Genomic DNA, 25,447 nt, shown 5'->3' with positions numbered 1-25,447 from the left:
GACCATCATCGGCGTGGTGGTCAGCACCGTGATCGCCCTGGTGTCCTTGTACGTGGAATCCCGCGGACCCGATGACGGCGGTTCCGACTCGAGCACCACGACGGACTCCAGCCCGCTCGTCGACCCGGGCGCCACGGAAAGCGGCGAGAGCACGACCGGTACCACCCCGACCCCCACCCCCACCCCCACCGACTCCGGTGTCGACGGTCTGACCGCCGCCGAGCTCGAGCTGCGCGACTCGCTCAACAGCGACCAGTGGTCGCGCGAGAGCTGCACGCACACGGAGTGGCGGGGAGCGAAGGCCGCTCTGTACTGCACGGTGACCACGGTGGACGCGAACGGCGTCAACCACGCGGGCAAGGCGAGCGTGGTGGTGTACGCCACCGAGCCCGAGCGGGACTCCGTCTTCCAGAGCCTCGCCGGCCACTTGCAGGAGGGGGACTGCCGGGCGCAGACGAACGTCCGCGGCACCTGGCGTGAGAACAACACCGGTGAAGCCGTCGGTGACATGGTCTGTTACCCATCGAACACCAGCCGGTACGTGTTCGTGTGGACCTACTACGACCGACCCGCACTCGTTCAGATCACCGGCCCCGACCACACCGCACTCGCCGGATGGTGGAGCACGATGGAGCCGGTGTTCGTCGATTGAGGCCGGTCATCTCCGGTCATCTCCGGTCGTCACCGGCCTGCCGGGTGGTGCCCTTGCGGCGGCGCAGGCCCGCGCGGTGCAGGAGGCGGACCACCTCGCGGCTGCTGACCTCCACCGCGCCCGCGCGGACCAGGTCCGCGTACCGGTGCGCCGGGATGTCGTAGTGGTCCCGTTCGAAGGCGCGTCGCGGCACGCCCGACTGCTCGGCGAAGCGGTGGAGTTCGTCGTAGGAGACGTCGCTGACGAGGTGGGACCACAGGCGGCCGTGGCCCGGCCAGGTCGGCGGGTCGATGTAGATCGTCACAGCGCCTCACCGCACCTCACGACGACGGCGCCCCGCCGGCGGCCGACCCCAGCGAACCCACCCGGGCGACCCTCACGCCCGCCTTGTGGCACACCCAGTGCGGGTCGGGGCCGAGTTCGGGTTCGACGTCGAGGGCGTGCGGGTCGCCCGAGCCGCAGACCGGGCACAGCGGCCAGCGCCCGTGCCGCTCCAGCAGGGCGTCCTGGACGTCCTGCGCCACCAGCCCGGCCACGAAGTCGGCGCCATCCGGCCACTGCTCGACCCACCAGCGCCGCTGCACGACGGAGTCCTCCACCAGCGACACGACGTCCGCCTGCGCCACCTGCCCCGCGACCAGATCCGCGAGGACGAGGGCGCGCGCCGCGTGCAACGCCTGCTCCAGAGGGCTGACGAGTGTGCCGGAGGGGTCACCGGAGGGGTCTGAGGGGTCCATGCACCCATTGTGCGCACCCTTGACCCCCTTCCCGGTACGAAAATATCTTTCCCGTGTGTCCCAGGACGTGAAGGAGATTTTCGGCGACGCCCTCGCCGCCAAGGTCCGCACGCTGGCCCCCACCCTCACCCGCTCCATGCAACGCGTCGCCGAGGCCGTCGCGAGCGACCCCGCCGGCTGCGCCGCCCTCACCGTCAGCGGCCTCGCCGAACGCACCGGCACCAGCGAGGCGACGGTCGTGCGCACCGCCCGCCTCCTCGGCTACCCCGGCTACCGCGGCCTGCGGCTCGCCCTCGCCGGCCTGGCCGCGCAGCGGCAGTCGGGCCGCTCCCCGGCCATCACCACCGACATCGCGGTCGACGACCCGATCGCCGACGTCGTCGCCAAACTCGCCCACGACGAACGGCAGACCCTCGCCGACACCGCCGCCGGCCTCGACACCGCCCAGCTCGGCGCGGCGGTCGCCGCCGCGGCCACCGCCCGGCGCATCGACGTGTACGGCGTCGGCGCGAGCGGGCTGGTCGCGCAGGACCTCGTCCAGAAGCTGCTGCGGATAGGGCTCATGGCCCACGCCCACAGCGACCCGCACCTCGCCGTGACGAACGCGGTGCAGTTGCGCGCCGGGGACGTCGCCGTCGCCGTCACGCACTCCGGGTCGACCCGGGACGTCGTCGAGCCGCTGCGGGTGGCGTTCGAACGGGGGGCGACCACCGTCGCGATCACCGGGCGGCCGGGCGGGGCGGTCGCCCAGTACGCCGACCACCTGCTGACGACGTCGACGGCCCGCGAGAGCGAACTGCGGCCCGCGGCGATGTCCTCCCGCACGGGGCAGCTGCTGGTGGTGGACTGCCTGTTCGTGGGGGTCGCCCAGCGGATTTACGACCGGGCGGCGCCGGCGCTGGCCGCGTCGTACGAGGCGCTGGCGCACCGGCACCGGTAAGACCGTAGATCCGACGGTTCGTGGGGACGCGCGGCGCCGCGGTGGTGGTCGCGCGGTTCCCCGCGCCCCTCGGGTGAGCCTCCCGCACCGAACACGAAAAAGGGCCGTTCCCCATGACCTCCAGTTCTCGCCGTGACGACCTGCTGCGCCGTCAGCTCGACTCCCTCACCACCGAGGCCTTCCGCCCCGAACTCGCCGACATCGACCGGTTGCCCACGTTCGACATCGCCCGGCTGATGAACGGGGAGGACGCCGGGGTCGCCGCGGCCGTCGCCGAGCGGCTGACCGAGATCGCCCGGGCCGTCGACGCCGTCGCCGAGCGGATGGCGCGCGGCGGGCGGCTGGTGTACGCGGGGGCGGGCACGGCGGGGCGGCTGGGAGTGCTGGACGCGTCGGAGTGTCCGCCGACGTTCAACACCGATCCCGGCCGGGTCGTCGGGCTGATCGCGGGCGGGCGGCGGGCGATGGTCGCCTCGGTGGAGGGCGCCGAGGACTCGCGGGAGCTGGCCCGGGCCGATCTGGCCGGGCTCGCGCTGACCGCCGACGACACGGTGGTCGGGATCTCCGCGTCAGGACGGACGCCCTACGCGCTGGGCGCCGTGGAGTACGCGCGGGCCCGGGGCGCCCTGACCGTGGGGCTGTCCTGCAACGCGGGCAGTGCGCTGGCGGCGGCGGCCGAGCACGGGATCGAGGTCGTCGTCGGACCGGAACTGCTCACCGGGTCGACCCGGCTGAAGGCGGGCACGGCGCAGAAGCTGGTGCTGAACATGCTGTCGACGATCACGATGATCCGGCTGGGCAAGACGTACGGGAACCTGATGGTGGACGTACGGGCCTCGAACGAGAAGCTGCGGGCCCGGTCGCGGCGGATCGTCTCGCTCGCGACGGGCGCGGCCGACGAGGACGTGGAGCGGGCGCTCGCGGCGACCGGCGGCGAGGTGAAGGACGCCATCCTGGTGCTGCTGGCGGGGGTGGACGGCCCGTCGGCCGCCCGCCTTCTGGAGGAGTCCGGCGGTCATCTGCGTGCCGCGCTGGCGGCGGCCGGGGGCTGAGCCGCACGCTCAGCAGGTGCCTACCGATCCCCGTGCCACGGCCGCCGCGATCCTCCCGCTGGTCGGCGGCCCCGCGAACGTCACCTCCGTCGCCTGCTGCATGACCCGGCTGCGGCTGGGCCTGGCCGATCCCTCCCGGGTGGAGGAGGCGGCGCTGCGGGCGCTGCCCGGCGTCCTGGGGCTCGTCGCGGCCGACGGCACCTACCAGGTGGTCCTCGGGCCGGGCGTGGTGACGAGGGTGACGGCGGCCTTCGAGGAGCTGACGACCCGCACGGTCGACGAGGCACTGACGGCCGGTGACCACCCGGCCGCCCGCACACCCGGTGCCCGGCCGGCAACCCGCACGCCCGGCGAGGGACCAGCGACAGGCGAGGAACCGTCGGCCCGTGTGTCCGGGGAAGCACCGTCGGCCCGCACGCCCGGGGAAGCACCGTCGGCCCGCACGCCCGGGGAAGCACCGTCGGCCCGTGTGTCCGGCGAGGAGCTCGTCGCCAGGGGGGCCGCGTTGCGGGCCGCGCAACGCCGGCGCAACGCCACGCCGTTCAGGACGGCCCTGCGCCGCGTCGCGGCCGTCTTCGTGCCGCTCATCCCCGCGCTGATCGGCTGCGGCATCCTCGCCGGCGTGAACGGCCTGCTGACGAACGCCGGTGTGCTGCCGGGCCTCACCCCCGCCCTGGCCGCGGTGGCCTCGGCCTTCATGGCGCTGATCGCCGTGTTCGTGGGCGTTGACACGGCGAAGGAGTTCGGCGGGACACCGGTGCTCGGCGGTGCCGTCGCTGCGATCGTGGTGTACCCGGGCGTCGCGAAGGTCGCCGCGTTCGGGGTGACGCTCTCCCCCGGCCAGGGCGGGGTCCTCGGCGCGCTGGCGGCCGCGCTGCTGGCCACCCGCGTCGAGCGGTGGTGCCGCGGCCGGGTCCCGGACGCCCTCGACGTGCTGGTCACCCCGACCGTGACGGTCCTCGTGGCGGGCCTGGCCACGCTGTACGGCCTGATGTACGCGGCCGGCGCGGTGTCCTCGGCGATCGGCACGGCCTCGACCTGGCTGCTGGAGACGACCGGCGCGTTCGCCGGGCTCGTTCTGGGCGGGCTGTTCCTGCCACTGGTGATGCTGGGCCTGCACCAGGCCCTCATCCCCCTGCACGCCACGCTCATCGAACAGCAGGGCTCCACCGTGCTGCTGCCGATCCTGGCGATGGCGGGCGCCGGCCAGGTCGGCGCGTCCCTCGCGGTGTACGTCCGGCTGCGCCACGACGTCTCCCTGCGCACCACCATCCGCTCGGCCCTGCCGGCCGGACTCCTCGGCGTCGGCGAGCCCCTGATCTACGGCGTCTCGCTCCCCCTGGGCCGCCCCTTCCTCACCGCCTGCGTGGGCGGTGCGGCCGGCGGCGCCTTCGTCGGCTTCTTCGCGATGCTCGGCGACGGGGTCGGCGCGACCGCGATCGGCCCGTCCGGCTGGGCGCTGTTCCCGCTGCTGTCCGGTGACCGCGGCTGGGCCCCGGCCTTCGGGGTGTACGCGGGCGGTCTGCTGACGGGGTACGCCGTCGGCTTCGCCGCGACGTACCTCCTCGGCGTCCCCGACCACGCCACCGGCGGCCTCCCCGACCACGACACCGGGCACCTCCCCGACCACGTCCCCGACCGCGCCGCTGACGGCGTCCCCGACCACGACACCGACCGCGCCGCTGACGGCGTCCCCGACCACGACACCGGCGGCCTCCCCCACCGCGTCCCCGACCACGACACCGACACCGACAGCCTCCCGCACCGTGACGCCCGCGCCGGGTCCGCCACGGCCGACGGCGACCCGGCCCCGCCCCGGTCCACGTGACGAGGCGGCCGAGGGCCCGGCCGACGCCGTGGCCGCCGTCCGGGAGCAGGCGGGGTCCACGTCGTCGCCGGGGTGCTCCGGGCGCGTCGTGAGGCGGGCGACTACGGACAGGGAGGTGTCGGGCGCCTCGTGCCGACACGGCCCACCCGTGCCGGGCTCGGTGCCGGTTGCCGACCCCCGCGAGGCAAGGCGCCAAGGTCCGCGTCGCAGGCGTCAAGAGCCCGCCCGACGACGGCGACCGGCAGGCCCGTGGACCGGGACCGGCAGGCCCGGCGACGGCGACCGGAAGGCCCGACGACGGCGACCGGCAGGCCCGTGCACCGCGACCGGGAGGCTGTCCGCCATCGGCGCGGGGAGAAGCCGGACGGGCGCGATCCCGTCGACCGGCTGCCCGCGTCCTACCCTGGAACGGCAACCGCAGAGCCGCCCCTCGCCCACGGCTCCCGCCCCGACGAGTCAAGGACCGCGCCCACCGCCATGAACCACGCCCAGCTCGCCCACCTGGGCCGTGCCCTCCGTCTCCTCGGGGAGCACGGCGAGGCACTGACCGCCGACACCCCGGACGCCCGGCTGCGCGAGGTCAGGGACGATCTGCGGCGGGCCCTGGAACTGCTCGACGACAGCGTGACCGGCGCCGCGCCCGCCACCCGCTGCGCCGAGCACCCGCACGGCCCCGTCGACGAGGGCGCCCCCGACCTGTGCCTGCTGTGCGAGACCCGGCGCAGGACGGCCCGCCGGGCCGAGTTCGACGGCCCGGCCCCGCAGGCGCCGCGCACCGCCGCCGCCCCCTCCCGCTACGGCACCAGCGCCGACCGCCCGCAGCCCCAGCAGCGCTGGCGGCCGGAACTGTGGAACGGGCAGGAGTGGCAGCTGTGCGGCACCCCGCGCCGCGACCGCCGCGAGGCCGAGCTGTACCTGGCGGCCCTGCGCCGCGGATCGCGCCCCGCCATGGCCTACCGGCTGGTGCACGAGTTCACCGACTACGAGGTCCTGCGCGTCTGGGGCACCCCGGTGAAGGTGGACATCGAATCCCTCGGCAACCTCTGATCGGCCCCGCCCCGGCCCCGCCCCGGCCGCGCCCCCGCCCCGCCGGCACGGTCGACGGCCCGCTCCCTCAGCCGTGCCGTTCGACGAACTCCCGCGTGCGCTCCGCGTCCAGCTCGCGGACGGTCTCGTGGGCCCGCGGGTCGCGTGCGTGGAAGGTGTGGAACATCGGGCTCCCGGGCTCCCCGAGCACCACCAGCGAGGCCGACGCCCCGCGCACGGCACGTTCCGTCCCCGGTGCCGCGGTCAGGTCGACGCGGTTGACGACGCCGGGCGTCACCCACACCGGCACCGACTCCAGCAGCCCGAAGAGCTGGAGGTGGTAGTGCCCGGTCAACACGACCCGTACGTCACTGCCCCGCACGGCCGCCGCGAGCTCGTCCGGGGCCCGGAGCCCGAAGACCGGCTGGGTCGCCGACAGGTCCAGGGCGATCGGCGGATGGTGGAGGGCGAGAACCGTGCCCCGCTCGGCCGGGGTGCTCAACACACCTGTCAGCCAGTCCAGTTGGGGCGAGCTCAGCCGGCCGTACACCTTTCCCGGCACCAGCGAGTCCAACGTCACGAACCGCCAGCCGGCGACCGTGCTCACGGCGGCGCGCTCACCTCCGTCCACCCCCGCCTCGGCCCGCTGGGTGCCGTCCGCCGCGAGGTGTCCGCTGCCCAGCACCTTCGTGAAGGCGGACCGCTCGTCGTGGTTGCCGGTGGTGTAGAAAACCGGTGCGTCCAGCGCCCGCGCGAAGTCGCCGACCAGCTCCCGCACGGCCGTGTAGGCCTCCACCGCCCCGTCGTCGGCGAGGTCGCCGGTGACGACGACGGCGTCCACGTCCCGCAGCGAACGGAGCTCGTCGAGCATCAGCCGCAGGGAGGCGGTCGCGTCGCCGCCCCGGGCGTCCGGGGCGGCGACCCGCTCCAGATGGGTGTCCGAGAGATGAAGGATCCTCATCTCCCGGACCCTACCGAGCGGTCGGCCTCAGCTGAGGCTCTTCAGCGCGGCGGCGTCGTACGGCTTCAGCTCGTCGAAGCGGCCCGCCAGGACCTTCGCCGCCCACTCGGGGTCCTGGAGCAGCGCGCGGCCGACGGCGACCAGGTCGAACTCGTCGCGCTCCAGCCGGTCGAGCAGGTCGTCGATGCTCTTGACCTCGGAGCCCTCACCCATGAAGCCCTTGATGAAGTCGCCGTCGAGACCGACCGAGCCGACGGTGATGGCGGGCTTGCCGGTGAGCTTCTTCGTCCAGCCCGCGAGGTTGAGGTCGGAGCCGTCGAACTCGGGGAGCCAGTAGCGGCGGGTGGAGGCGTGGAAGGCGTCGACGCCGGCCGCGGCGAGCGGGGCGAGAACGGCCTCCAGCTCCTCGGGGGTCTCGGCCAGGCGGGCGTCGAAGTTGTCCGACTTCCACTGCGAGTAGCGGAACACGACGGGGAAGTCGACGGAGACGGTCTCCCGCACGGCGGCGACGATCTCGGCCGCGAATTTCGTCCGCGCGACCGCGTCACCGCCGTAGGCGTCGGTACGGCGGTTGGTGGTGGCCCACAGGAACTGGTCGAGGAGGTAGCCGTGGGCGCCGTGCAGTTCGACGCCGTCGAAGCCGATGCGCTCGGCGGCCGCGGCGGCCTCGGCGAACGCGCCGATGACGTCGTCCAGGTCGCGCCGGGTCATCGCCCTGCCGGCGCCCTCGGTGCCGTCGAGCCGGATGCCGGAGGGACCGACCGCCGGGGCGTCGGCGTAGGGGGGCTCGCCCTGGCTGCGCACCATGCCGATGTGCCACAGCTGCGGCATGATCGTCCCGCCCGCCGCGTGCACGGCCTCGGCGACCTTCGCCCAGCCCGCGAGCTGCTCGTCCCCGTGGAAGCGTGGCACCCGGTCGCTCTGCCCGGCCGACTCGTGGCCGACGTACGTGCCCTCGGTGACGATGAGGCCCACCCCGGCGGCGGCGCGCCGGGCGTAGTACGACACGACGTCCTCGCCGGGGACACCGCCCGGGGAGAACATGCGGGTCATGGGCGCCATCACGATGCGGTTCGGGACGGTGAGGCCGTTGATCGTCACGGGCCGGGAGAGGATCTCGGCGGCGCGCGAGGCGGAGGTGGCGGAGGCGGTGGCGGAGGCGGAGGTGGTGGCGGTCACGAGGGCAGCTCCTGGGCGGTGGAACGGATGGGTACCGGATGGTATGTGCACGCGCATTCAGTGCCTGCCCCCACGTCAACCCGCGGTCCTGCGCGCGGCATTCCGGATGGCGCCCCCCGGCCCTGTGATCCCGCCCACGCCCGCCGTCGGCCCCGGGCGGGGCCCGGGGCCGTGTTCCCGCCGCGGAGAACGCCCGAGGGCGGCACCCCCTGCGTCGGCAGGGGGTGCCGCCCTCGGTCCGAAGGACAGGCGATCAACCGTCAGGTCGATCAGAAGTCCATGTCACCGCCCGGCATGCCGCCGCCGGCCGGCGCGGCGGCCTTCTCCGGCTTGTCGGCGATGACGGCCTCGGTGGTGAGGAACAGCGCGGCGATCGACGCGGCGTTCTGCAGCGCGGAGCGCGTCACCTTGGCCGGGTCGATGATGCCCTCGGCGACCAGGTCGACGTACTCACCGGTCGCGGCGTTCAGGCCGTGGCCCGGGGTCAGGTTGCGCACCTTCTCCACCACGACGCCGCCCTCGAGGCCGGCGTTGACGGCGATCTGCTTCAGCGGGGCCTCGAGCGCCAGCTTGACGGCGGCGGCACCGGTGGCCTCGTCGCCCTCGAGCTCCAGCTTCTCGAAGACCTGGGAGGCCTGGAGCAGGGCCACGCCGCCACCGGCGACGATGCCCTCCTCGACGGCCGCCTTCGCGTTGCGGACGGCGTCCTCGATGCGGTGCTTGCGCTCCTTGAGCTCGACCTCGGTGGCGGCACCGGCCTTGATGACGGCCACGCCGCCCGCGAGCTTCGCCAGGCGCTCCTGGAGCTTCTCGCGGTCGTAGTCGGAGTCGCTGTTCTCGATCTCGGCGCGGATCTGGTTCACGCGGCCCGCGACCTGGTCCGAGGAGCCGGCACCGTCGACGATGGTGGTCTCGTCCTTGGTGATGACGACCTTGCGGGCCTTGCCCAGGAGGTCCAGGGAGGTGTTCTCGAGCTTGAGACCGACCTCCTCGGAGATGACCTCGCCGCCGGTGAGGATGGCGATGTCGTTCAGCATCGCCTTGCGGCGGTCGCCGAAGCCCGGGGCCTTGACGGCGACGGACTTGAAGGTGCCGCGGATCTTGTTGACGACCAGGGTCGACAGGGCCTCGCCCTCGACGTCCTCGGCGATGATCAGCAGCGGCTTGCCCGACTGCATGACCTTCTCCAGCAGCGGGAGCAGGTCCTTGACCGAGGAGATCTTGGAGTTGGCGATCAGGATGTACGGGTCGTCGAGGACGGCCTCCATACGCTCCATGTCGGTGGCGAAGTACGCCGAGATGTAACCCTTGTCGAAGCGCATACCCTCGGTGAGCTCCAGCTCCAGACCGAAGGTCTGGGACTCCTCGACGGTGATGACGCCTTCCTTGCCGACCTTGTCCATGGCCTCGGCGATGAGCTCGCCGATCTGGGTGTCGGCGGCGGAGATGGAGGCCGTGGAGGCGATCTGCTCCTTGGTCTCGACGTCCTTGGCCTGCTCGAGGAGGGCGGCGGAGACGGCCTCGACGGCCTTCTCGATACCGCGCTTGAGGGCCATCGGGTTGGCGCCGGCGGCCACGTTGCGCAGACCCTCGCGGACCAGCGCCTGGGCCAGGACGGTCGCGGTGGTCGTACCGTCACCGGCGACGTCGTCCGTCTTCTTGGCGACTTCCTTGACCAGCTCGGCGCCGATCTTCTCGTACGGGTCCTCGAGCTCGATCTCCTTGGCGATGGAGACACCGTCGTTGGTGATCGTGGGGGCGCCCCACTTCTTCTCGAGGACGACGTTGCGGCCCTTGGGGCCGAGGGTCACCTTGACGGCGTCCGCGAGCTGGTTCATGCCGCGCTCGAGGCCGCGCCGCGCCTCCTCGTCGAACGCGATGATCTTGGCCATGTGAAGTGGTCCCTCCAGGACTGGGGGTGATTCCTTCGGACCGCGCCCGCGCCCGCGACGGACGGCTCGCCTGCCTCGTGGTTCCTTGCCCCACCCGGCCTGCGGGCCTCACCGACCCGGTCCTTCGTTGTCACTCTCACCTTCAGAGTGCTAACGCCAATGATTAGCACTCGCCCCTGCCGAGTGCAAGCGGCTCGGGGGGATCCGACCCGGACGAACGGGACAGGGCCGCCCTCGCCCGGCCCCGGCAGCACGAAGGGCCCGCACCCCCGTCGGGGAGCGGACCCTTCGTTGAAAAACGTTCAGGCGGTGACGCGAACCATGTCGGCCTGCGGGCCCTTCTGGCCCTGCGAGATCTCGAACTCGACCCGCTGGCCCTCTTCCAGGGTGCGGTAACCGTCCATCTGGATCGCGCTGTAGTGGACGAAGACGTCCGCACCACCGTCGACCGCGATGAAGCCGTACCCCTTCTCCGCGTTGAACCACTTGACGGTGCCCTGAGCCATGCCTAACTCCCCTATTACTGGCCCTTGCACAGATCCACACTTCGCGGACCCGGGTCAGACCTCACCCCCCAGATTGGTTGGGGGCGTGCGCCGGAACGCGTCGACCGCGGCCGAATGTATCTGTCCAACTGCCGTCTGCAACAGGTCAATCGGACGAGAATTCTGGACGTCGACGGTCCGGAAGATGGGGAGAATTCACCCGGATTCAGGGCAAGTCGGGCCCCACAAAGGGAACGAAAGGCGCAAAATACCTGCACACTTTGGCTACTTCTCATCGCATCCGAAGCCGGAACTCCAGGCGTTCGAGAGGCGAATGGGCGGCGCGTTCCCCAACTGTACCGCGCTCAACCACACTGAATTGCCCCCTCCGCTTCTCTCGCGGTGGGGGCAATTCGACGAACGCTCGGTAATCACTGTTACCGAAGGTAATGACACGCGGTCTCAGCCGCCCGCCACTGCCGGAATGATCGACACGCCGGCGCCGTCCGGAGTGGCCGTCTCCAGCCCCTGCTCGAAGCGGACGTCGTCGTCGTTGACGTACACGTTGACGAACCGGCGCAGCTTGCCCTGGTCGTCGAGCACCCGGGCCGCGATGCCCGTGTGGTTCTTCTCCAGGTCGGCGATGACCTCGCCGAGGGTCGCGCCCTCGGCGGCGACCTCGGCCCGGCCACCGGTGTAGGTGCGCAGGATGGTGGGGATGCGGACGGTGACGCTCACGATGGAACCTCCGGTCGGGTGGAGCGCCCCGGACAGGGGCGCGGGGCTGGATCGGTGTGCGGCTGCCGCCGCGCGGGCGCGACCAGCCCCCGCCGGCCCGCGGACGCGACGGCTATGCGAGACCAGCCTCGCGGAACGACTCCAGGTTGGGGCGGATCGTCGCGGTGAGACCCGTACCCGCCACCGCGTCCAGCGTCTTCAGCCCGTCGCCGGTGTTGAGCACGACGGTCGTGAGGCTCGGGTCCAGCAGACCGTTCTCGATCAGCTTGCGCGTGACGCCGACCGTCACGCCACCGGCGGTCTCCGCGAAGATGCCCTCCGTCCGCGCCAGCAGCTTGATCGCGTCGACCACCTGCTCGTCGTTCACGTCCTCCACCGCGCCGCCGGTACGCCGCGCGATGTCCAGCACGTAGGGCCCGTCCGCCGGGTTGCCGATGGCCAGCGACTTGGCGATGGTGTCGGGCTTCTGCGGGCGGACCACGTCGTGGCCCGCCTTGTACGCGACGGACACCGGGGAGCACCCCTCGGCCTGCGCGCCGAAGATCCTGTACGGCCTGTCCTCGACGAGCCCGAGCCCGATCAGCTCCTGGAGCCCCTTGTCGATCTTCGTCAGCTGCGAGCCGGAGGCGATGGGCACGACCAGCTGGTCCGGGAGCCGCCAGCCGAGCTGCTCGCAGATCTCGTACGCCAGGGTCTTGGAGCCCTCCGCGTAGTACGGTCGGAGGTTGACGTTGACGAAGCCCCAGCCCTCGCCCGCCGGGTCGCCGATGAGCTCGGAGCAGAAGCGGTTGACGTCGTCGTAATTGCCCTCGATGCCGACCAGCTCGCCGCCGTAGATCGCGGCCATGACGACCTTGCCCTGCTCCAGGTCGTGCGGGATGAACACGCAGGAGCGGAAGCCGGCGCGGGCCGCGGCGGCGCCGACGGCGCCGGCGAGGTTGCCGGTGGAGGAGCAGGACAGGGTGGTGAAGCCGAAGGCGCGCGCGGCCTCCAGCGCCTGGGCCACGACCCGGTCCTTGAAGGAGTGGGTCGGATTGCCGGAGTCGTCCTTCACGTACAGGCCGCCGGTCACGCCCAGTTCGCGCGCCAGGTTGTCGGCCTTGACGAGCTTGGTCCAGCCCGGGTTGATGTTGGGCTTGTCCGCCACGTCGGCCGGGACGGGCAGCAGCGGCGCGTACCGCCAGATGTTCGCGGGTCCCGCCTCGATGCGCTTGCGCAGCTCCTCGGTGTCGTAGGAGGAGAAGTCGTAGGCGATCTCGAGCGGGCCGAAACACTCCTCGCAGGCGAAGAGCGGGCCGAGGGGCACGCGGTGGCCGCACTCGCGGCAGCTCAGCGCTGCGGCGGGGCCGAGGTCGACGGAGTTCGTGGTGGTGGCAACTGTCTGCGCAGCCATGTGAGGCGAGGCCCTTTCTCCTCATCTTCCTCACGACGCATCTCGCCGTGAGACGGATTTGGCACCTTCCCTAGCCGGGAGCCCCGCCACTTCGATGTGACAAGAGCCGGCTGGAGGGTTGCCGGGGCTTCATCGGGCCGTGTCCCTCTGCCCCTCTGGATGAGCGGTATGTGGTTGTCGGCGCGGGAGAGACCGGACATGCGATGGTCATCCGCGTTGTTCAAGACTGTAACCGAAGGCCAGGACAGTTGAGATAGTCGTCCGAACCGCGAGATGGATCACACGGTCACCCGGCGTGCACCAGGTGTGATCACGACAGTGAGGAGCCTCAGACCGTGCTGGAAGAAGTCGAGCGCTGGCTCACCACCCGTTCCTGGTCCGTGACCGATCGCCCGCTGCACGGGATTCTGGCCGCCAAGCGTGCCTCGGGGCAGTCAGTGTCCGTGGTCCTGCCCGCGCTGAACGAGGAGGAGACGGTCGGTGACATCGTCGCGGTGATCCGTCACGACCTCGTGCGGCAGGTGCCGCTGGTCGACGAGATCGTCGTCGTCGACTCCGGTTCCACCGACCGCACGGCGCAGGTCGCGGCGGCGGCCGGCGCCCGGGTGGTCCACCGCGACGCGATCCTGCCCCGGATACCGGCCGTGCCCGGCAAGGGCGAGGTGCTGTGGCGGTCCCTGCTGGTCACCACCGGCGACATCGTCTGTTTCGTCGACGCCGACCTGAGGGAGTTCTCCTCCGACTTCGTCTCCGGGATCGTGGGCCCGCTGCTCACCGACCCGGACGTCGACCTCGTCAAGGCCATGTACGACCGCCCCCTGGGCGGGGCGGCGGGCCAGGGCGGCCGGGTCACCGAACTGATGGCCCGCCCGCTGCTCAACATGCACTGGCCGCAGCTGGCCGGGTTCGTGCAGCCGCTCGGCGGCGAGTACGCGGCCCGCCGCGGCCTGCTGGAACAGCTGCCCTTCCCCGTCGGGTACGGCGTGGAGCTGGGCATGCTGGTCGACGCCCTGCACCTGGTGGGCCTGGACGCCCTCGCCCAGGTGGACGTGGGGGTGCGCAAGCACCGCCACCAGGACGGGCAGGCGCTCGGCCGGATGGCGGCGGCGATCTACCGCACGGCCCAGCTCCGCCTGGCCCGCGGCCATCTCGTGCGCCCGTCGCTGACCCAGTTCGAACGCGGCACGGACGGGTTCGAGCCGCGCACCTACTCGGTGGACACCGAGGAACGGCCGCCGATGGCGGAGATCGCGGAGTACCAGTCGCGCAGGGTGGCCTGATGTCCCCGACCGGCCGTATACGGCCCGTTCACCGAGCGAAGGCGTACGTTTGAGCGGATCCGGGCCGGGCTAGGTTGAGGCGTATGGCTTCCACGCACGGTGCTCAGGTGCTGGTCGCGTCCAATCGCGGCCCGGTTTCGTACGAGGTGCCCCCGGGCGGTGAGGACGGCCCGCTCCGCGCGAAACGCGGGGGCGGCGGCCTGGTCTCCGGCCTGTCGGCGATCGGCCCGGACGCGGGCGCGCTGTGGGTGTGCTCAGCGCTGTCCGACGGCGACCGGGAGGCGGTGCGGCGCGGGGTCGGCGAGCCGGGCGTGCGGATGCTGCCGGTCCCGGCCGACGTGCACGCCGACGCGTACAACGGCATCGCCAACTCCGTGCTGTGGTTCGTCCACCACCTGCTGTACCAGACCCCGCTGGAGCCGGTGTTCGACGCGGAGTTCCGACGCCAGTGGGCCTCGTACGAGACCTACAACCGGGCCTTCGCGCAAGCGCTGGCGCAGGAGGCGGCGGAGGGCGCCGCGGTCCTGGTGCAGGACTACCACCTGTGCCTGGTCCCCGGGATGCTCCGCGAGCTCCGTCCCGACCTGCGCATCGGACACTTCTCGCACACGCCGTGGGCGCCGGTGGACTACTTCGGGCTGCTGCCCTCGGACATCCGCGAGCAACTGCTGCGGGGCATGCTGGGCGCGGACCGTCTGGGCTTCCTCACCCGGCGCTGGGCGGACGCGTTCACCGCGTGCTGCGCCGAGTTCGTCGGCGGCCTCGGCGAGACCCGCATCGGTGTGCACGGCCTCGGCGCGGACGCCGACTTCCTGCGCGAGCGCTCGCACCGGCCGGACGTGGAGGAGCGCATCACCGCCCTGCGCGAGGAGATCGGCGAGGGACGCAGGACGATCGTCCGGGTCGACCGCACCGAGCTGTCGAAGAACATCGTGCGCGGCCTGCTGGCCTACCGGCAGCTCCTCGACGACCACCCCGAGTGGCACGAGCGCGTCGTCCACGTCGCCTTCGCCTACCCCTCCCGCCAGGACCTCGCCGTCTACCGCGACTACACGGCCGAGGTGCAGCGGGTGGCGCAGGAGATCAACGAGCGGTACGGCACCCCCGGCTGGACCCCGGTCGTGCTGCACGTCAAGGACGACTTCGCCCGCTCCCTTGCCGCGTACCGCCTCGCGGACGTCGCCCTGGTCAACCCCATCCGCGACGGCATGAACCTGGTCGCGAAGGAGGTGCCGGTCGTCTCCGACCGGGGGTGCGCGCTGGTGCTGTCCCGGGAGGCGGGCGCGTTCTGGGAGCTCGGCGACGACGCGTTCGTCGTCAACCCGTACGACGTGCTGGAGACCGCCCGCGCCCTGCACGAGGCGCTGACCCTGGCCCCGGAGGAGCGGGCGGAGCGCACCAAGAGACTGACGGCCGCCGCCACCGCGCTGCCTCCGGCCCAGTGGTTCCTGGAGCAGTTGGAGGCGCTGCGCGACCTTCAGCCGAGCTGATCGGCGAGCGCCGCCAGCAGCCGTACGACGCCGGTGGGGCCGTCGACGACGAGGTCCGCGCGGTCGGACAGTTCGGTGACCTCGGCGCTCCCGCTCGCGACGAGCAGGCCGGGGACGCCGTCGGAGCGGAGTTTCTCGACGGCGGCGAAGGCGGGCAGGTCGCCGAGGTCGTCGCCGGCGTAGAGGACCGTCTCGGCGCCGATCTCGCGGACGTACTCCAGCAGGGCCACTCCCTTGTCCACCCCCGGTGGCCGCAGCTCCAGCACCATCCGGCCGGGTTCGACGATCAGTCCGTGCCGGGCGGCGAGGTGGGTGAGGGGTGTGCGCAGGGCGTCGAAGGCGGCCTGCGGGTCGTCGGCGCGGCGGGTGTGCACGGCGACGGCGCGCCCCTTCTCCTCCACCCCGACCCCCGGCCGCGCCCCGGCGGCCGCCAGGACCGCGGGCAGCTCGGCGCGGGCGGCGGCCACACCGGGGTGCGGGGCGGGGGCGCTGAGCGTGCCGGTGCGGGCGTCCCAGCGTTCGGCGCCGTAGTGACCGAGGACGGTGAGGCGCTCCAGTCCGGGGACCGAGGCGAACCCGCCGTTGCGCACGGCCACGGCGGGCGGGCGGCCGGTGATCACGGCCACGGCGGCGATCCTCGGGGCGAGCCGTGCGAGGGCCGGCACGGCGTCGGGGTGCGCCCGGGCGTCGTCGGGGTTCTCGACGATGGGGGCGAGGGTGCCGTCGAAGTCGAGCGCGACGAGGGCGGTGTGCGGGCGCGCCCGGATCGCGTCGAGCGCGTCCCGGCCGGCGGCGGTGGCGGGGGTGGGGAGTGCGGGGTCCTGGGAGTGCGTCTCTTGGGTGCCCATACGGTGACCATAACCGCGCCGCGCCGCGGCATGCCCGCGGATCACGGACGGGGTGCGGCGGCGCACCGGACCGGGCGTCCCGCGCCCCGGCGCTCCCGTGGCTCAGCGTTCCGACCGGCGCGTCTCCCTGACCCTGCGCAGGCGGTTCACCGTCACCGGGTCGTGCGCCAGGGCCCTCGGGTCGTCGAGGAGGGCGTTGAGGAGCTGGTAGTAGCGCACGGGGGACAGGTCCAGCTCCTCGCGGACGGCGCGTTCCTTGGCGCCGGGGCCGGGGAACCCGCGTCGCTCCAGGGCGAGGATGTCCCGCTCCCTCGCCCCCAGCTCTTCCTCCGGCCGTCGGCCGTCCTGCGTGTCCTGCATCCCCGCACCGTAGCCCACCGGCTCGGGGGTATCGCACCGGGAGCGCCTGACCAGGCCGCGGGGTCCGGTGACGTGCATCGCAGGGCGCGGGAGAGCCCTGGCAGCGGGGCTGCCAGGGCTCTCCGGCAACCCGGCGAGGTGCGGTGCCGGGGCCGCGCGGCCCCGGCGGGCACAGTGCAGGGACCGCTCAGCCGGCGGAGCCGCTCTGCGCGGTCGTCGCCGTGGCCTGCAGTTCGCCGAGGACGGTGGAAGGGCTCCCGCTCGGGTTCACGGCCTGGCCTATCCGCGTCTTGATCGCCGCGCTGACGGTGGCCCACGAGGTGCGGCCGACGGGATACAGCTCGGACAGCGGCAACTCGTCCAGGAAGGGCCGCAGGTCCGCGTCCTCGCTCGCCGCGCTCATGGTCTGGGAGGCGGAGTTGGTGACGGGGAGCAGGTCGTACTGGCGGGAGAAGGCCAGCACGTTCTTCTCGGAGTAGACGAAGCTGAGGAAGTCCTTGATCTGGTCGGCGTGGCCGTTCTGGCGGAACGCGGTCATCCAGTCGGCGACGCCCATGGAGACCTTGCTCGGGCCGTCGACGCCCGGCATGGTCACCATGCCGAACTTCACGCCCTTCTGCTCGGCGGCCTTCATCAGCGAGGGGTGCCCGTTGAGCATCCCGACCTCGCCGGCGGCGAACGCGGCGAACGCGGTGGCCCGGTTGAGCTTGCCCGGCGCGACCGGCCCGGTCAGCTCCTTGCGGACCAGCTCGTTCTTCAGCCAGGTGAAGGTCTGCACGTTCTCCAGGGAGTCGATGCTGTAGCCGGCGGCGGTCTGGGTGTAGCCGCCCCCGCCGCTGAGCAGCCACTGCATGGTCTCGGCCTGCGCCTCCTCCGGCCCGAGGGGCAGCGCGTAGGGGTAGGTCACGCCTGCCTCCTTGAGCGCCTCGGCGTCCTCGGCCAGCTCGGACCAGGTGGTCGGCGCGCCGGTGATGCCGGCCTTGGCGAAGAGGGTCTTGTTGTAGAACAGCACGCGCGTGGACGCGGCGAAGGGCATGCCGTACTGCACGCCGCGCACCTCGCCCGCGTCGGCGAGCTGCGGCACGAAGTCGGCCTGGACGGGGATGGAGAGCACGTCGGCGGCCTTGTAGAGCAGGTCGTCGGCGGCGTAGTCGGCGTAGGCGCCGATCTGCGCCATGTCGGGGGCATCGCCCGCGTCGACCATCTTCCTGACCTCGCGGTCGACGTCGTTCCAGGAGTACACGGTGACGTCGACCTGGACGCCCGGGTGTTCGGCCTCGTACACCTTGACGAGGTTGTCCCAGTACTTCTTGGAGCTGGTGGCGCTGCTGTCGCCGTAGTCGGCGGCGACGAGTCTGAGGGTGACGTCGTCGGATCCTCCGGTGACCCCGCACCCGGCGAGGACCGCCGTCATGCCGAGGGCGGACACCACCGCGATCGTTCCTGACATCCCTGCCCGCCGCTGCACTGCGCTTCTCCACTCCCCTGGTCGGCCGGTGCGGCCGACTGACGGTCCGGTCGGCCGGGGTCCGGCCACCGACGACTCGGTCGATGAATGCTCTGACCAATGATCCCGCTATTCGGATTAAGGTCTACACCACGCAAGTGGACTAGACCTCTTGCGGGTCCTCGGGCCACACTGTCCCCGTGAGACATGTCATCGCCCTCGACGTGGGCGGCACCGGGATGAAGGCCGCCCTGACCGGGGCGGACGGCACCGTGCTGCACCGGGCGCGCCGGGCCACCGGGCGCGAGCGCGGACCCGACGCGGTCGTCGCCGGCATCCTCGACTTCGCCGCCGAACTGCACTCCCATGGCGCCCGCCACCTGGGCGGACCCGCGGCGGCGGCCGGCGTCGCCGTGCCCGGCATCGTCGACGAGGCGCGCGGCATCGCCGCCTACGCCGCCAACCTCGGCTGGCGCGACGTCCCGCTGCGCGACCTGCTCGGCGACACGCTCGGCATCCCGGTCGCCCTCGGCCACGACGTGCGCACCGGCGGCCTCGCCGAGGGCCGGATCGGCGCGGGCCGGGGTGCCGACCGCTTCCTGTTCGTGGCGCTGGGCACCGGCATCGCGGGCGCGATCGGGGTCGACGGCCGCGTGGAGGCGGGCGCGCACGGCTTCGCGGGCGAGATCGGCCATGTCGTCGTCCGGCCCGGCGGGACGCCGTGTCCGTGCGGACAGCGCGGCTGCCTGGAGCGGTTCTCGTCGGCGGCGGCGGTCGGCGAGGCCTGGGCGGCGGCCTGCGGAAACCCGGAGGCGGACGCCGCCGGCTGCGCGCGGGCCGTCACGTCCGGTGACCCGAACGCCGTCCGGATCTGGCAGCACGCGATCGACGCCCTCGCGGACGGCCTGGTCACCGCCCTCACCCTGCTGGACCCGCGCACCCTGGTCATCGGTGGCGGCCTCGCCGAGGCGGGGGAAACCTTGTTCACACCGCTGCGGGACGCCGTCCGGCAGCGCCTCACCTTCCAGAAACCGCCGGAGATCGTCCCGGCGGCCCTCGGGGACGCGGCGGGATGCCTCGGCGCCGGCCTCCTGGCCTGGGATCTCATCGCACCGACCGACCGCACGGAGGTAACGACCTGATGGCCACCCCAGGGGCGCGGGGAACTGCGCGACCAGCCACCACACTCGCCGGCGCGCGGGTCGTCCTGCCCACCGGCACGGTGACCGACGGCAGCGTCACCGTCGAGGGCACCCGCATCTCCGCCACCGCCCCGGAGAACGCGCAGGTCATCGACGTATCGGCGCACTGGCTGGTGCCCGGCTTCGTCGACCTCCACAACCACGGCGGAGGCGGGGCCTCCTTCGCCGGCACCGCCGACGACATCCTGCGGGCCGTCCACACCCACCGCCGCCACGGCACCACCACTCTCGTCGCCTCCACCGTCACCGACGAGATGGACCTGCTGGTCCACCAGGCCGGCCTGCTGTCGGAGCTGGCCGAACAGGGCGACCTGGCCGGCATCCACTTCGAGGGCCCTTTCATCTCGCCCTGCCGCAAGGGCGCGCACGCCGAGGCGCTGCTGCGCGACCCGGAGCCGGCGGAGGTGCGCAAGCTGATCGACGCGGCGCGCGGCCGGGCGAAGATGGTCACTCTCGCCACGGAACTGCCGGGCGGCCTCGACTCCGTACGGCTCCTCGCGGAGCACGGTGTGATCGCGGCCGTCGGCCACACCGACGCCACCTACGAGCAGACCGTCGAGGCCATCGACGCGGGCGCGACCGTCGCCACCCACCTGTTCAACGCCATGCCCGCGCTCGGCCACCGCTCCCCCGGCCCGGTCGCCGCGCTGCTCGAGGACGAGCGGGTCACGGTCGAACTGATCAACGACGGTGTCCATCTGCACCCGGCCGCCCTGGAACTGGCGTTCCGTCACGCCGGCCCGCGTCGCGTCGCGTTCATCACGGACGCGATGGACGCGGCCGGCTTCGGCGACGGCCGCTACGACCTGGGCCCCCTGGCGGTGGAGGTCACCGACGGGGTGGCCCGGCTGGTGGACGGCGGCTCGATCGCCGGCTCCACCCTCACCCTGGACCGCGCGTTCAAACGGGCCGTGACCGTCGACGGCCTGCCGGTCGAGGACGTCGTCGCGGCCCTGTCCGCGAACCCGGCCCGGCTGCTCGGCATGGAGGACCGCGTCGGCTCCCTGGAGCCCGGCAAGGACGCCGACCTGGTCCTGCTGGACGAGAACTTCGACCTCAGGGGCGTGATGCGGCGGGGCGAGTGGGTGGTCGATCCCCAACCGGCCTGAGGGGGCCTCGCACCATGAGCGCCTGATCGGGCCGCGCGGCCCAGGCGGGCACAGTGCAAGGACTTCAGAAACGTCCGCCCGCGGGAGACGGTGGCCGACCCCGGGACTGGGCCGGTCGCCGTCTCTTTGGCATGATCGAGCCCCCGGTACGCCAACCGGGTGAAGAAGGCGAACGACGCGGCATGCGGGGGAGGTCGGCCCAGGTGATCCTCACGGTCACGCTGAACACCGCGCTCGACCTCACCTACCGCGTCCCGGTCCTGCGGCCGCACACCACGCACCGGGTGACCCACGTGAGGGAACGGCCCGGCGGCAAGGGGCTGAACGTGGCGCGCGTCCTGACCGCCCTCGGCCACGAGGTGACCGTCACCGGCTTCGCGGGCGGCCCCACCGGCCGGCTCGTGCGCGAGGGTCTCACCGGGGTGCGCGACGCGCTCGTCCCCGTCGCCGGCGCGACCCGCCGCACGGTCACCGTCGTCGACGCCCGCACCGGCGACACCACCCGGCTGAACGAACCCGGCCCGCTCATCACCCCCGCCGAGTGGTCCGCCTTCCAGAAGGCGTACGAGGAGCTGGTGGCCGGCGCGCAGGCCGTGGCCCTGTGCGGGAGCCTGCCGCCGGGGGTGCCGGTGGGGGCGTACGCCGGGCTGGTGCGCACCGCACGGGCCGCGGGCGTGCCGGTCCTGCTGGACACCGGCGGCGAGCCGCTGCGCCGAGGGGTCGCCGCCCGCCCCGACCTGGTCAAACCGAACGCCGACGAGCTGGCCGAACTGACCGGCTCCCACGAGCCGTTGCGCGCCACCCAGGACGCCCGCCGACGGGGTGCGCACGCCGTGGTGGCCTCCCTCGGCCCGCAGGGCCTGGTGGCGGCGACCGCGGAGGGCCGCTGGCGGGCCGCCCCTCCCGCCCGCCTGCGCGGCGGTGCGACCGGCGCCGGCGACTCCGTCTGCGCCGGTCTGCTGTCGGGCCTGGTGGAGCGTCTGCCCTGGCCGGACCGGCTGGCCCGCGCGGTCGCCCTGTCCGCGGCGACGGTCCTGGCCCCGGCGGCGGGCGAGTTCGACCGGCCCGCCTACGAGGAACTTCTGGGCCGGGTGGCGGTGACCCACGAGGCCACCGCGGCCTGAGCGGCCGGCCGGTCAGTCCTTGACCTGGCCCGCCTTCAGCCAGAACTGGTCCAGCAGCACGTTGCACTTGTCGCCGTTCTCGCAGGAGACCGTGATCGTGTTGGTGCCCTTGGTGAGCGCGGGCCAGGCGTAGGTCTTGGTCCAGCCCTTGGCGAAGTCGCCGTTCGCGGCGTGCGCGAAGTTGCCCAGGTTCAGCTTGCTGCCGAAGACCTTGCCGTTGACGGTGAGCGTCATCGACTGGTCCTCACCGGCCGCGCTGAAGTGCGCGAAGAGGGTGTACGTGCCGTCCTCGGGGATGCCGTCGACGGTCCAGGTGACGGAGCTGCCCACCTGGTTGAGGTTGGTGACGTAGACACCGCCGTCCGCCTGGGCGCCCTGGACGTCGGACGCGAGGGCGGCGGTGCCGCCGAGACGCAGGGCCTTGGCGTCGATGGTGGGCAGCTTCGCCTCCTCACCCGTGTCACCGGAGGCGGAGGCGCTCGGCGAGCCGCTCGCGGAGGCGCTGGGCGGGGTGGAGACCTCGTTGCCGGCCTTGTCGTCGTCGCCGTTGTCGCCGTTGGCCATGACCACCGCGATGGCGACCACGACCGCGGCGACCACCGCGACCGCGCCGATCAGCAGGCCCTTGGTGTTGGGGCCGCGACCCCGGCCGCCGCCGGACGCCGGCTGCTGACGGGAGCCCGGCACTCCGCCGAAGTTCTCGGGCGCCGAGTGGTTCGGCTGGCCGAACGCGCCCTGCTGCGGCGGCGCGGCCGGCTGCCCGTACTGCGCGGTCTGCTGCTGTCCGTACCGGCGCTCACCGACGGTGCGCACGCGGCTGACGGAGTTGGGGTAGCCGTAGCCGCCGGACGGGGGCTGCGCGCCGTTGGCCTGGCCGTCGGCGTAGAGGTAGCCGAACGGGTCGTCGTCCTCGGGCGTGCTCGCGCCGTTGTTGCCGGGCGTCATCCCTTCGTACTCCTCAACAGGTGCGGGGCGGATGCGTACGCGTGTGAATACGTGTGGAGAACAGCGAGCCTACCCGGTCTGCAAGCCCCAAACGGGTGACTCGGATCGCAGCGCCTCGCTGAGCTGGGGTTTACCCCGCTCGTCTGTGCTGTTTGGGACGAGATCGTTTCTCGACGTACATCCGCTCGTCGGCGGACTTCAGGACCTCGTCGGCGGTCATCCCGCAGTGGGCCCAGCCGATGCCGAAGCTGGCGCCGACGCGCACGGCCCGGCCCTCGGCGCGGATCGGCTGGATGATCTCGTTGCGCAGGCGTACGGCGAGGTCCTGGGCGTCGGCTCGGCCGAGACCGTCGGCGAGGATCACGAACTCGTCGCCGCCGAGCCGGGCGACGGTGTCGCCGTCGCGGACCCCGCGCGAGAGCCGCCGGGCGACCTCGATGAGCACGGCGTCGCCGGCGTTGTGCCCGAACCGGTCGTTGATCGACTTGAAGCCGTCGAGGTCGCAGAAGAGGACCGCGAGCCCCTTGGTGCCGTCGTCGCGGGCACCCTCCTCGGGGGCGGAGGTGTGCACGTGGTGGTCGTAGGCGTCGTAGTCCTCGGCGCCGCCCGGCCGGTAGTCGAAGCCGTGCCCGTTGGCGTCGAAGGCGGGGTGGCCGTAGGCCGCGTCCATGGCGTCGACGGCGGCGGGGTGGCCGGACTGCGGGCGCCGGCAGAGCCGGGAGGACAGACGCGAGCGCAGCTCCGCGGAGTTCGGCAGGCCGGTCAGCGAGTCGTGGGAGGCGCGGTGGGCGAGCTGGAGCTCGCGGCGCTTGCGCTCCTCGATGTCCTCGACGTGGGTGAGGAGGAAGCGGGGGCCGTCGGCCGCGTCGGCGACGACGGAGTTGCGCAGCGACACCCAGACGTAGGTGCCGTCCCGGCGGCCGAGCCGCAGTTCCGCGCGTCCGCCCTCCGCCGAGGTCCGCAGCAGCGTGCCTATGTCCTCGGGGTGGACCAGGTCGGAGAAGGAGTAGCGGCGCATCGCGGAGGCGGGGCGGCCCAGGAGCCGGCACAGGGCGTCGTTGGTGCGCAGGATGCGGCCGTGCTGGTCGCCGCCCATCTCGGCGATGGCCATTCCGGAGGGGGCGTACTCGAAGGCCTGCCGGAAGCTCTCCTCGCTGGCGCGCAGGGCCTGCTGCTCACGTTCGAGCCGGACCAAGGCGCGCTGCATGTTGGACCGCAGACGGGCGTTGCTGATCGCGATGGCGGCCTGGAAGGCGTACATCTGGAGCGCCTCGCGGCCCCAGGCGCCTGGCCTGCGGCCGTTGCGCGGGCGGTCCACGGACAGCACGCCGATCAGCTCGCCGGCGGCTCCGGAGCCGCCGGGCGGCGCGGGGGTGTACATGGGCGCGAAGAGCCGGTCGGAGGGGTGCCACTCGTCTTCGAAGCGCGGCGCGGGCCCGTCGGTGTACCACTGCGGGACGTCGTCGTCGTCGAGGATCCAGCCCTCGGTGTGGGGTATGAAGACCAGGTCACCCCAGGTCTCGCCCATGGTCAGGCGTCGTTCCCAGGACTCGCGCGAGCCGACCCGGCCGGTGATCAGGGCCTCGGCGGCGGGGTTGCCGGAGAACGCGGCGACCACGAGGTCGCCGTCGGGGCGTACGAGGTTGACGCACGCCAGCTCGTAGCCCAGTGCGGTGACCACGCCGTCGGCGACGGTCTGCAGCGTGTCGGCCAGGCTCCGGGCCGTGTTCATGTCGGCCATGACCTGGTGCAGCTGTCGCAGGGACGCAAGACGGACATAAGGCTCCGACTCGGTCTCCATGCTCGCCCTCCCCCCGAGACTTCGCAGCGAATCAAGGGTTGTCTTCGGCGTATCGTCGATTCTTTGCGTCTCCGTCACTGAATCACAGCGCGCTGCCCACTCGGTACACAGGGTCAACAATTCCTTCCTCTTGTGACTCAAGTCACAGGAGAACATGAGCAATTGCGTGATGTTTCCGCGTTTTTCCTGTGTGTTTACTGAGCGTATAACTCCGTATGCGCCGAGGGTACGGGAACGGATCTCTGCGCGGGGCCGGTTCCGCACGCACGTCCCGCGACCGGCGGCCGGCCTCCTGGGTCCGGGGACCTACGACCGCACTCGGGCGGAGGTCCGATGCGGGGCGGGCGGCGTGGCCACTAGCGTGCAGACGTGTCTCCAGACGTACTCCGCACCCCCGCCGTCCCCGCCCCCTCTCCCGCACCCGGGCATGCTGTGGGGGTGAGCAACGACGAGTTCCGCGCCGCCATGTCCCGGCTCGCCGGCGGCGTGGTCCTGGTGACCGCGCAGGAGCCCCCGCTGGACCCGGACGACCCCGGGGCCCCGGAGGGCGAGTACGCGGGCATGACGGCGACGGCGTTCCTGTCCGTCTCCCTGGAACCGCCCTTGGTGCTGGTCAGCCTGCGCACGGGCGCCCGCATGGACGATGTGCTGGACGAGCAGCCGCTGTGGGGCGTGTCCATGCTCGCCGAGAGCCAGCGCCACATCGCCGGCCGCTTCGCGATGAAGGGCCGCCTCAGCGACCGCCTCCTCTTCGAGGACATCCCGTACACCCGGGGCGAGGCCACCGGCGCCCCTCTGGTCGGCGGCGCGCTGGCCACCCTGGAGTGCCGCACCGAGCAGCGGGTGGCGGCGGGCGACCACACCCTGGTGATCGGGCGCGTGCTCAGTGCGAAGGTGCCGAGCGCGGAAGGCGGCCCGCTCATCTATTTCAAGGGCCGGTACCGCCAGTTGGACTGAA

General features: G+C 72.7%; 24 protein-coding genes and 1 riboswitch. Of the genes, 11 read left to right on the top strand and 13 right to left on the bottom strand.

What is annotated here, in order from left to right:
* Nucleotides 1–13 precede the first annotated feature (13 nt).
* Nucleotides 14–652: a hypothetical protein gene (locus tag ACZ4YY_RS15075; protein WP_468289010.1), complete on the top strand. Its 639-nt coding sequence runs from the start codon at nucleotides 14–16 to the stop codon at nucleotides 650–652.
* A 16-nt stretch (nucleotides 653–668) separates the two neighbouring features.
* Here ACZ4YY_RS15075 and ACZ4YY_RS15070 read toward each other — a convergent pair whose 3' ends face one another.
* Together ACZ4YY_RS15070 and ACZ4YY_RS15065 are read right to left on the bottom strand one after the other, a co-directional pair.
* Nucleotides 669–956 (bottom strand): DUF4031 domain-containing protein, encoded by a 288-nt coding sequence (locus ACZ4YY_RS15070; RefSeq protein WP_468289008.1) that lies wholly within the window; start codon nucleotides 954–956, stop codon nucleotides 669–671.
* A 16-nt stretch (nucleotides 957–972) separates the two neighbouring features.
* On the bottom strand, nucleotides 973–1,389 hold the full coding sequence (locus ACZ4YY_RS15065; protein WP_468289005.1) for a hypothetical protein: 417 nt from the start codon (nucleotides 1,387–1,389) through the stop codon (nucleotides 973–975).
* A 55-nt stretch (nucleotides 1,390–1,444) separates the two neighbouring features.
* Here ACZ4YY_RS15065 and ACZ4YY_RS15060 point away from each other — a divergent pair, with 55 nt between their 5' ends.
* From ACZ4YY_RS15060 to ACZ4YY_RS15045, 4 genes are all read left to right on the top strand, one after another.
* Nucleotides 1,445–2,329 (top strand): MurR/RpiR family transcriptional regulator, encoded by an 885-nt coding sequence (locus ACZ4YY_RS15060; RefSeq protein ID WP_468289002.1) that lies wholly within the window; start codon nucleotides 1,445–1,447, stop codon nucleotides 2,327–2,329.
* A gap of 113 nt (nucleotides 2,330–2,442) precedes the next feature.
* The gene (murQ, locus tag ACZ4YY_RS15055) at nucleotides 2,443–3,381 is read left to right on the top strand and encodes an N-acetylmuramic acid 6-phosphate etherase (RefSeq protein ID WP_468288999.1); all 939 of its coding nucleotides are present in this window, start codon (nucleotides 2,443–2,445) and stop codon (nucleotides 3,379–3,381) included.
* A 16-nt stretch (nucleotides 3,382–3,397) separates the two neighbouring features.
* The gene (locus ACZ4YY_RS15050; RefSeq protein WP_468288996.1) at nucleotides 3,398–5,209 is read left to right on the top strand and encodes a PTS transporter subunit EIIC; all 1,812 of its coding nucleotides are present in this window, start codon (nucleotides 3,398–3,400) and stop codon (nucleotides 5,207–5,209) included.
* Nucleotides 5,210–5,686: 477 nt separating this feature from the next.
* Nucleotides 5,687–6,256, top strand: coding sequence for a hypothetical protein (locus ACZ4YY_RS15045; RefSeq protein ID WP_468288993.1), 570 nt, complete (start codon nucleotides 5,687–5,689; stop codon nucleotides 6,254–6,256).
* A gap of 67 nt (nucleotides 6,257–6,323) precedes the next feature.
* On the opposite strand, the gene ACZ4YY_RS15040 is transcribed toward ACZ4YY_RS15045, so the two are convergent.
* From ACZ4YY_RS15040 to thrC, 6 genes are all read right to left on the bottom strand, one after another.
* Nucleotides 6,324–7,196: a metallophosphoesterase family protein gene (locus tag ACZ4YY_RS15040; RefSeq protein WP_468288990.1), complete on the bottom strand. Its 873-nt coding sequence runs from the start codon at nucleotides 7,194–7,196 to the stop codon at nucleotides 6,324–6,326.
* Nucleotides 7,197–7,223: 27 nt separating this feature from the next.
* The gene (locus tag ACZ4YY_RS15035; RefSeq protein WP_468288987.1) at nucleotides 7,224–8,375 is read right to left on the bottom strand and encodes an NADH:flavin oxidoreductase; all 1,152 of its coding nucleotides are present in this window, start codon (nucleotides 8,373–8,375) and stop codon (nucleotides 7,224–7,226) included.
* A 269-nt stretch (nucleotides 8,376–8,644) separates the two neighbouring features.
* Complete coding sequence (groL, locus tag ACZ4YY_RS15030; RefSeq protein WP_468288984.1) at nucleotides 8,645–10,267, bottom strand: chaperonin GroEL; 1,623 nt, start codon at nucleotides 10,265–10,267, stop codon at nucleotides 8,645–8,647.
* Nucleotides 10,268–10,569: 302 nt separating this feature from the next.
* Nucleotides 10,570–10,773: a cold-shock protein gene (locus tag ACZ4YY_RS15025; protein ID WP_004986573.1), complete on the bottom strand. Its 204-nt coding sequence runs from the start codon at nucleotides 10,771–10,773 to the stop codon at nucleotides 10,570–10,572.
* A 441-nt stretch (nucleotides 10,774–11,214) separates the two neighbouring features.
* Entirely contained in the window at nucleotides 11,215–11,490 is a 276-nt protein-coding gene (locus ACZ4YY_RS15020) for a ubiquitin-like small modifier protein 1 (RefSeq protein ID WP_189985555.1), read from the bottom strand.
* Between the two features lie 112 nt (nucleotides 11,491–11,602).
* Nucleotides 11,603–12,883, bottom strand: a complete 1,281-nt coding sequence (gene thrC, locus ACZ4YY_RS15015; protein WP_468288981.1) for a threonine synthase — start codon at nucleotides 12,881–12,883, stop codon at nucleotides 11,603–11,605.
* Between the two features lie 18 nt (nucleotides 12,884–12,901).
* Nucleotides 12,902–13,049: riboswitch (SAM riboswitch) on the bottom strand.
* 169 nt (nucleotides 13,050–13,218) lie between these two features.
* Between thrC and ACZ4YY_RS15010 the strand changes: the two genes are divergently transcribed.
* Both ACZ4YY_RS15010 and ACZ4YY_RS15005 read left to right on the top strand, forming a co-directional pair.
* Nucleotides 13,219–14,163, top strand: a complete 945-nt coding sequence (locus tag ACZ4YY_RS15010) for a glucosyl-3-phosphoglycerate synthase (RefSeq protein ID WP_468288978.1) — start codon at nucleotides 13,219–13,221, stop codon at nucleotides 14,161–14,163.
* An 83-nt stretch (nucleotides 14,164–14,246) separates the two neighbouring features.
* Nucleotides 14,247–15,653, top strand: a complete 1,407-nt coding sequence (locus ACZ4YY_RS15005) for an alpha,alpha-trehalose-phosphate synthase (UDP-forming) (RefSeq protein WP_468288975.1) — start codon at nucleotides 14,247–14,249, stop codon at nucleotides 15,651–15,653.
* Here the strand turns inward: ACZ4YY_RS15005 and otsB are convergent.
* From otsB to ACZ4YY_RS14990, 3 genes are all read right to left on the bottom strand, one after another.
* Nucleotides 15,641–16,501 (bottom strand): trehalose-phosphatase, encoded by an 861-nt coding sequence (gene otsB, locus ACZ4YY_RS15000; RefSeq protein WP_468288972.1) that lies wholly within the window; start codon nucleotides 16,499–16,501, stop codon nucleotides 15,641–15,643. The two genes, ACZ4YY_RS15005 and otsB, sit on opposite strands and share 13 nt — an antisense overlap.
* 102 nt (nucleotides 16,502–16,603) lie before the next feature.
* Complete coding sequence (locus ACZ4YY_RS14995; protein ID WP_468288970.1) at nucleotides 16,604–16,861, bottom strand: DUF3263 domain-containing protein; 258 nt, start codon at nucleotides 16,859–16,861, stop codon at nucleotides 16,604–16,606.
* 187 nt (nucleotides 16,862–17,048) lie between these two features.
* Nucleotides 17,049–18,311: an extracellular solute-binding protein gene (locus ACZ4YY_RS14990; RefSeq protein WP_468288967.1), complete on the bottom strand. Its 1,263-nt coding sequence runs from the start codon at nucleotides 18,309–18,311 to the stop codon at nucleotides 17,049–17,051.
* 197 nt (nucleotides 18,312–18,508) lie between these two features.
* Between ACZ4YY_RS14990 and ACZ4YY_RS14985 the strand changes: the two genes are divergently transcribed.
* The 3 genes from ACZ4YY_RS14985 to ACZ4YY_RS14975 all read left to right on the top strand — a co-directional run bounded on the left by ACZ4YY_RS14985 (nucleotide 18,509) and on the right by ACZ4YY_RS14975 (nucleotide 21,743).
* Nucleotides 18,509–19,450 carry an ROK family protein gene (locus ACZ4YY_RS14985; RefSeq protein ID WP_468288963.1) on the top strand — a complete coding sequence of 314 codons (942 nt, stop codon included), beginning with the start codon at nucleotides 18,509–18,511 and terminating at the stop codon, nucleotides 19,448–19,450.
* A complete protein-coding gene (gene nagA / locus ACZ4YY_RS14980; RefSeq protein WP_468288961.1) occupies nucleotides 19,450–20,619 on the top strand; it encodes an N-acetylglucosamine-6-phosphate deacetylase in 1,170 nt (389 codons plus the stop codon). The genes ACZ4YY_RS14985 and nagA overlap by 1 nt, the downstream gene beginning before the upstream one ends.
* A gap of 203 nt (nucleotides 20,620–20,822) precedes the next feature.
* A complete protein-coding gene (locus ACZ4YY_RS14975; protein ID WP_468288958.1) occupies nucleotides 20,823–21,743 on the top strand; it encodes a 1-phosphofructokinase family hexose kinase in 921 nt (306 codons plus the stop codon).
* A 12-nt stretch (nucleotides 21,744–21,755) separates the two neighbouring features.
* Here the strand turns inward: ACZ4YY_RS14975 and ACZ4YY_RS14970 are convergent, their stop codons facing one another.
* Nucleotides 21,756–22,688 carry a carbohydrate-binding protein gene (locus tag ACZ4YY_RS14970; RefSeq protein ID WP_468288955.1) on the bottom strand — a complete coding sequence of 311 codons (933 nt, stop codon included), beginning with the start codon at nucleotides 22,686–22,688 and terminating at the stop codon, nucleotides 21,756–21,758.
* A 130-nt stretch (nucleotides 22,689–22,818) separates the two neighbouring features.
* Nucleotides 22,819–24,489, bottom strand: a complete 1,671-nt coding sequence (cdgB, locus tag ACZ4YY_RS14965) for a diguanylate cyclase CdgB (RefSeq protein WP_468288951.1) — start codon at nucleotides 24,487–24,489, stop codon at nucleotides 22,819–22,821.
* Nucleotides 24,490–24,954: 465 nt separating this feature from the next.
* Between cdgB and ACZ4YY_RS14960 the strand changes: the two genes are divergently transcribed.
* Nucleotides 24,955–25,446, top strand: a complete 492-nt coding sequence (locus ACZ4YY_RS14960; RefSeq protein WP_468289461.1) for a flavin reductase family protein — start codon at nucleotides 24,955–24,957, stop codon at nucleotides 25,444–25,446.
* Nucleotide 25,447 lies beyond the last annotated feature (1 nt).

Source organism: Streptomyces sp. NPDC030143 (genome assembly GCF_055573695.1).
Note: the sequence above shows the minus strand (reverse complement) of the source record. Positions and strands in the feature narration are given on the sequence as shown.

Excerpts from the sequence above, each read along its gene's own strand:
- ACZ4YY_RS15065 (WP_468289005.1), bottom strand. The coding sequence starts at position 1,389 with ATGGACCCCTCAGACCCCTCCGGTGACCCCTCCGGCACACTCGTCAGC.
- murQ (WP_468288999.1), top strand. The coding sequence starts at position 2,443 with ATGACCTCCAGTTCTCGCCGTGACGACCTGCTGCGCCGTCAGCTCGAC.
- ACZ4YY_RS15045 (WP_468288993.1), top strand. The coding sequence starts at position 5,687 with ATGAACCACGCCCAGCTCGCCCACCTGGGCCGTGCCCTCCGTCTCCTC.
- ACZ4YY_RS15040 (WP_468288990.1), bottom strand. The coding sequence starts at position 7,196 with ATGAGGATCCTTCATCTCTCGGACACCCATCTGGAGCGGGTCGCCGCC.
- groL (WP_468288984.1), bottom strand. The coding sequence starts at position 10,267 with ATGGCCAAGATCATCGCGTTCGACGAGGAGGCGCGGCGCGGCCTCGAG.
- ACZ4YY_RS15025 (WP_004986573.1), bottom strand. The coding sequence starts at position 10,773 with ATGGCTCAGGGCACCGTCAAGTGGTTCAACGCGGAGAAGGGGTACGGC.
- thrC (WP_468288981.1), bottom strand. The coding sequence starts at position 12,883 with ATGGCTGCGCAGACAGTTGCCACCACCACGAACTCCGTCGACCTCGGC.
- ACZ4YY_RS15005 (WP_468288975.1), top strand. The coding sequence starts at position 14,247 with ATGGCTTCCACGCACGGTGCTCAGGTGCTGGTCGCGTCCAATCGCGGC.
- otsB (WP_468288972.1), bottom strand. The coding sequence starts at position 16,501 with ATGGGCACCCAAGAGACGCACTCCCAGGACCCCGCACTCCCCACCCCC.
- ACZ4YY_RS14995 (WP_468288970.1), bottom strand. The coding sequence starts at position 16,861 with ATGCAGGACACGCAGGACGGCCGACGGCCGGAGGAAGAGCTGGGGGCG.
- ACZ4YY_RS14990 (WP_468288967.1), bottom strand. The coding sequence starts at position 18,311 with ATGTCAGGAACGATCGCGGTGGTGTCCGCCCTCGGCATGACGGCGGTC.
- nagA (WP_468288961.1), top strand. The coding sequence starts at position 19,450 with ATGGCCACCCCAGGGGCGCGGGGAACTGCGCGACCAGCCACCACACTC.
- ACZ4YY_RS14970 (WP_468288955.1), bottom strand. The coding sequence starts at position 22,688 with ATGACGCCCGGCAACAACGGCGCGAGCACGCCCGAGGACGACGACCCG.
- cdgB (WP_468288951.1), bottom strand. The coding sequence starts at position 24,489 with ATGGAGACCGAGTCGGAGCCTTATGTCCGTCTTGCGTCCCTGCGACAG.
- ACZ4YY_RS14960 (WP_468289461.1), top strand. The coding sequence starts at position 24,955 with ATGTCCCGGCTCGCCGGCGGCGTGGTCCTGGTGACCGCGCAGGAGCCC.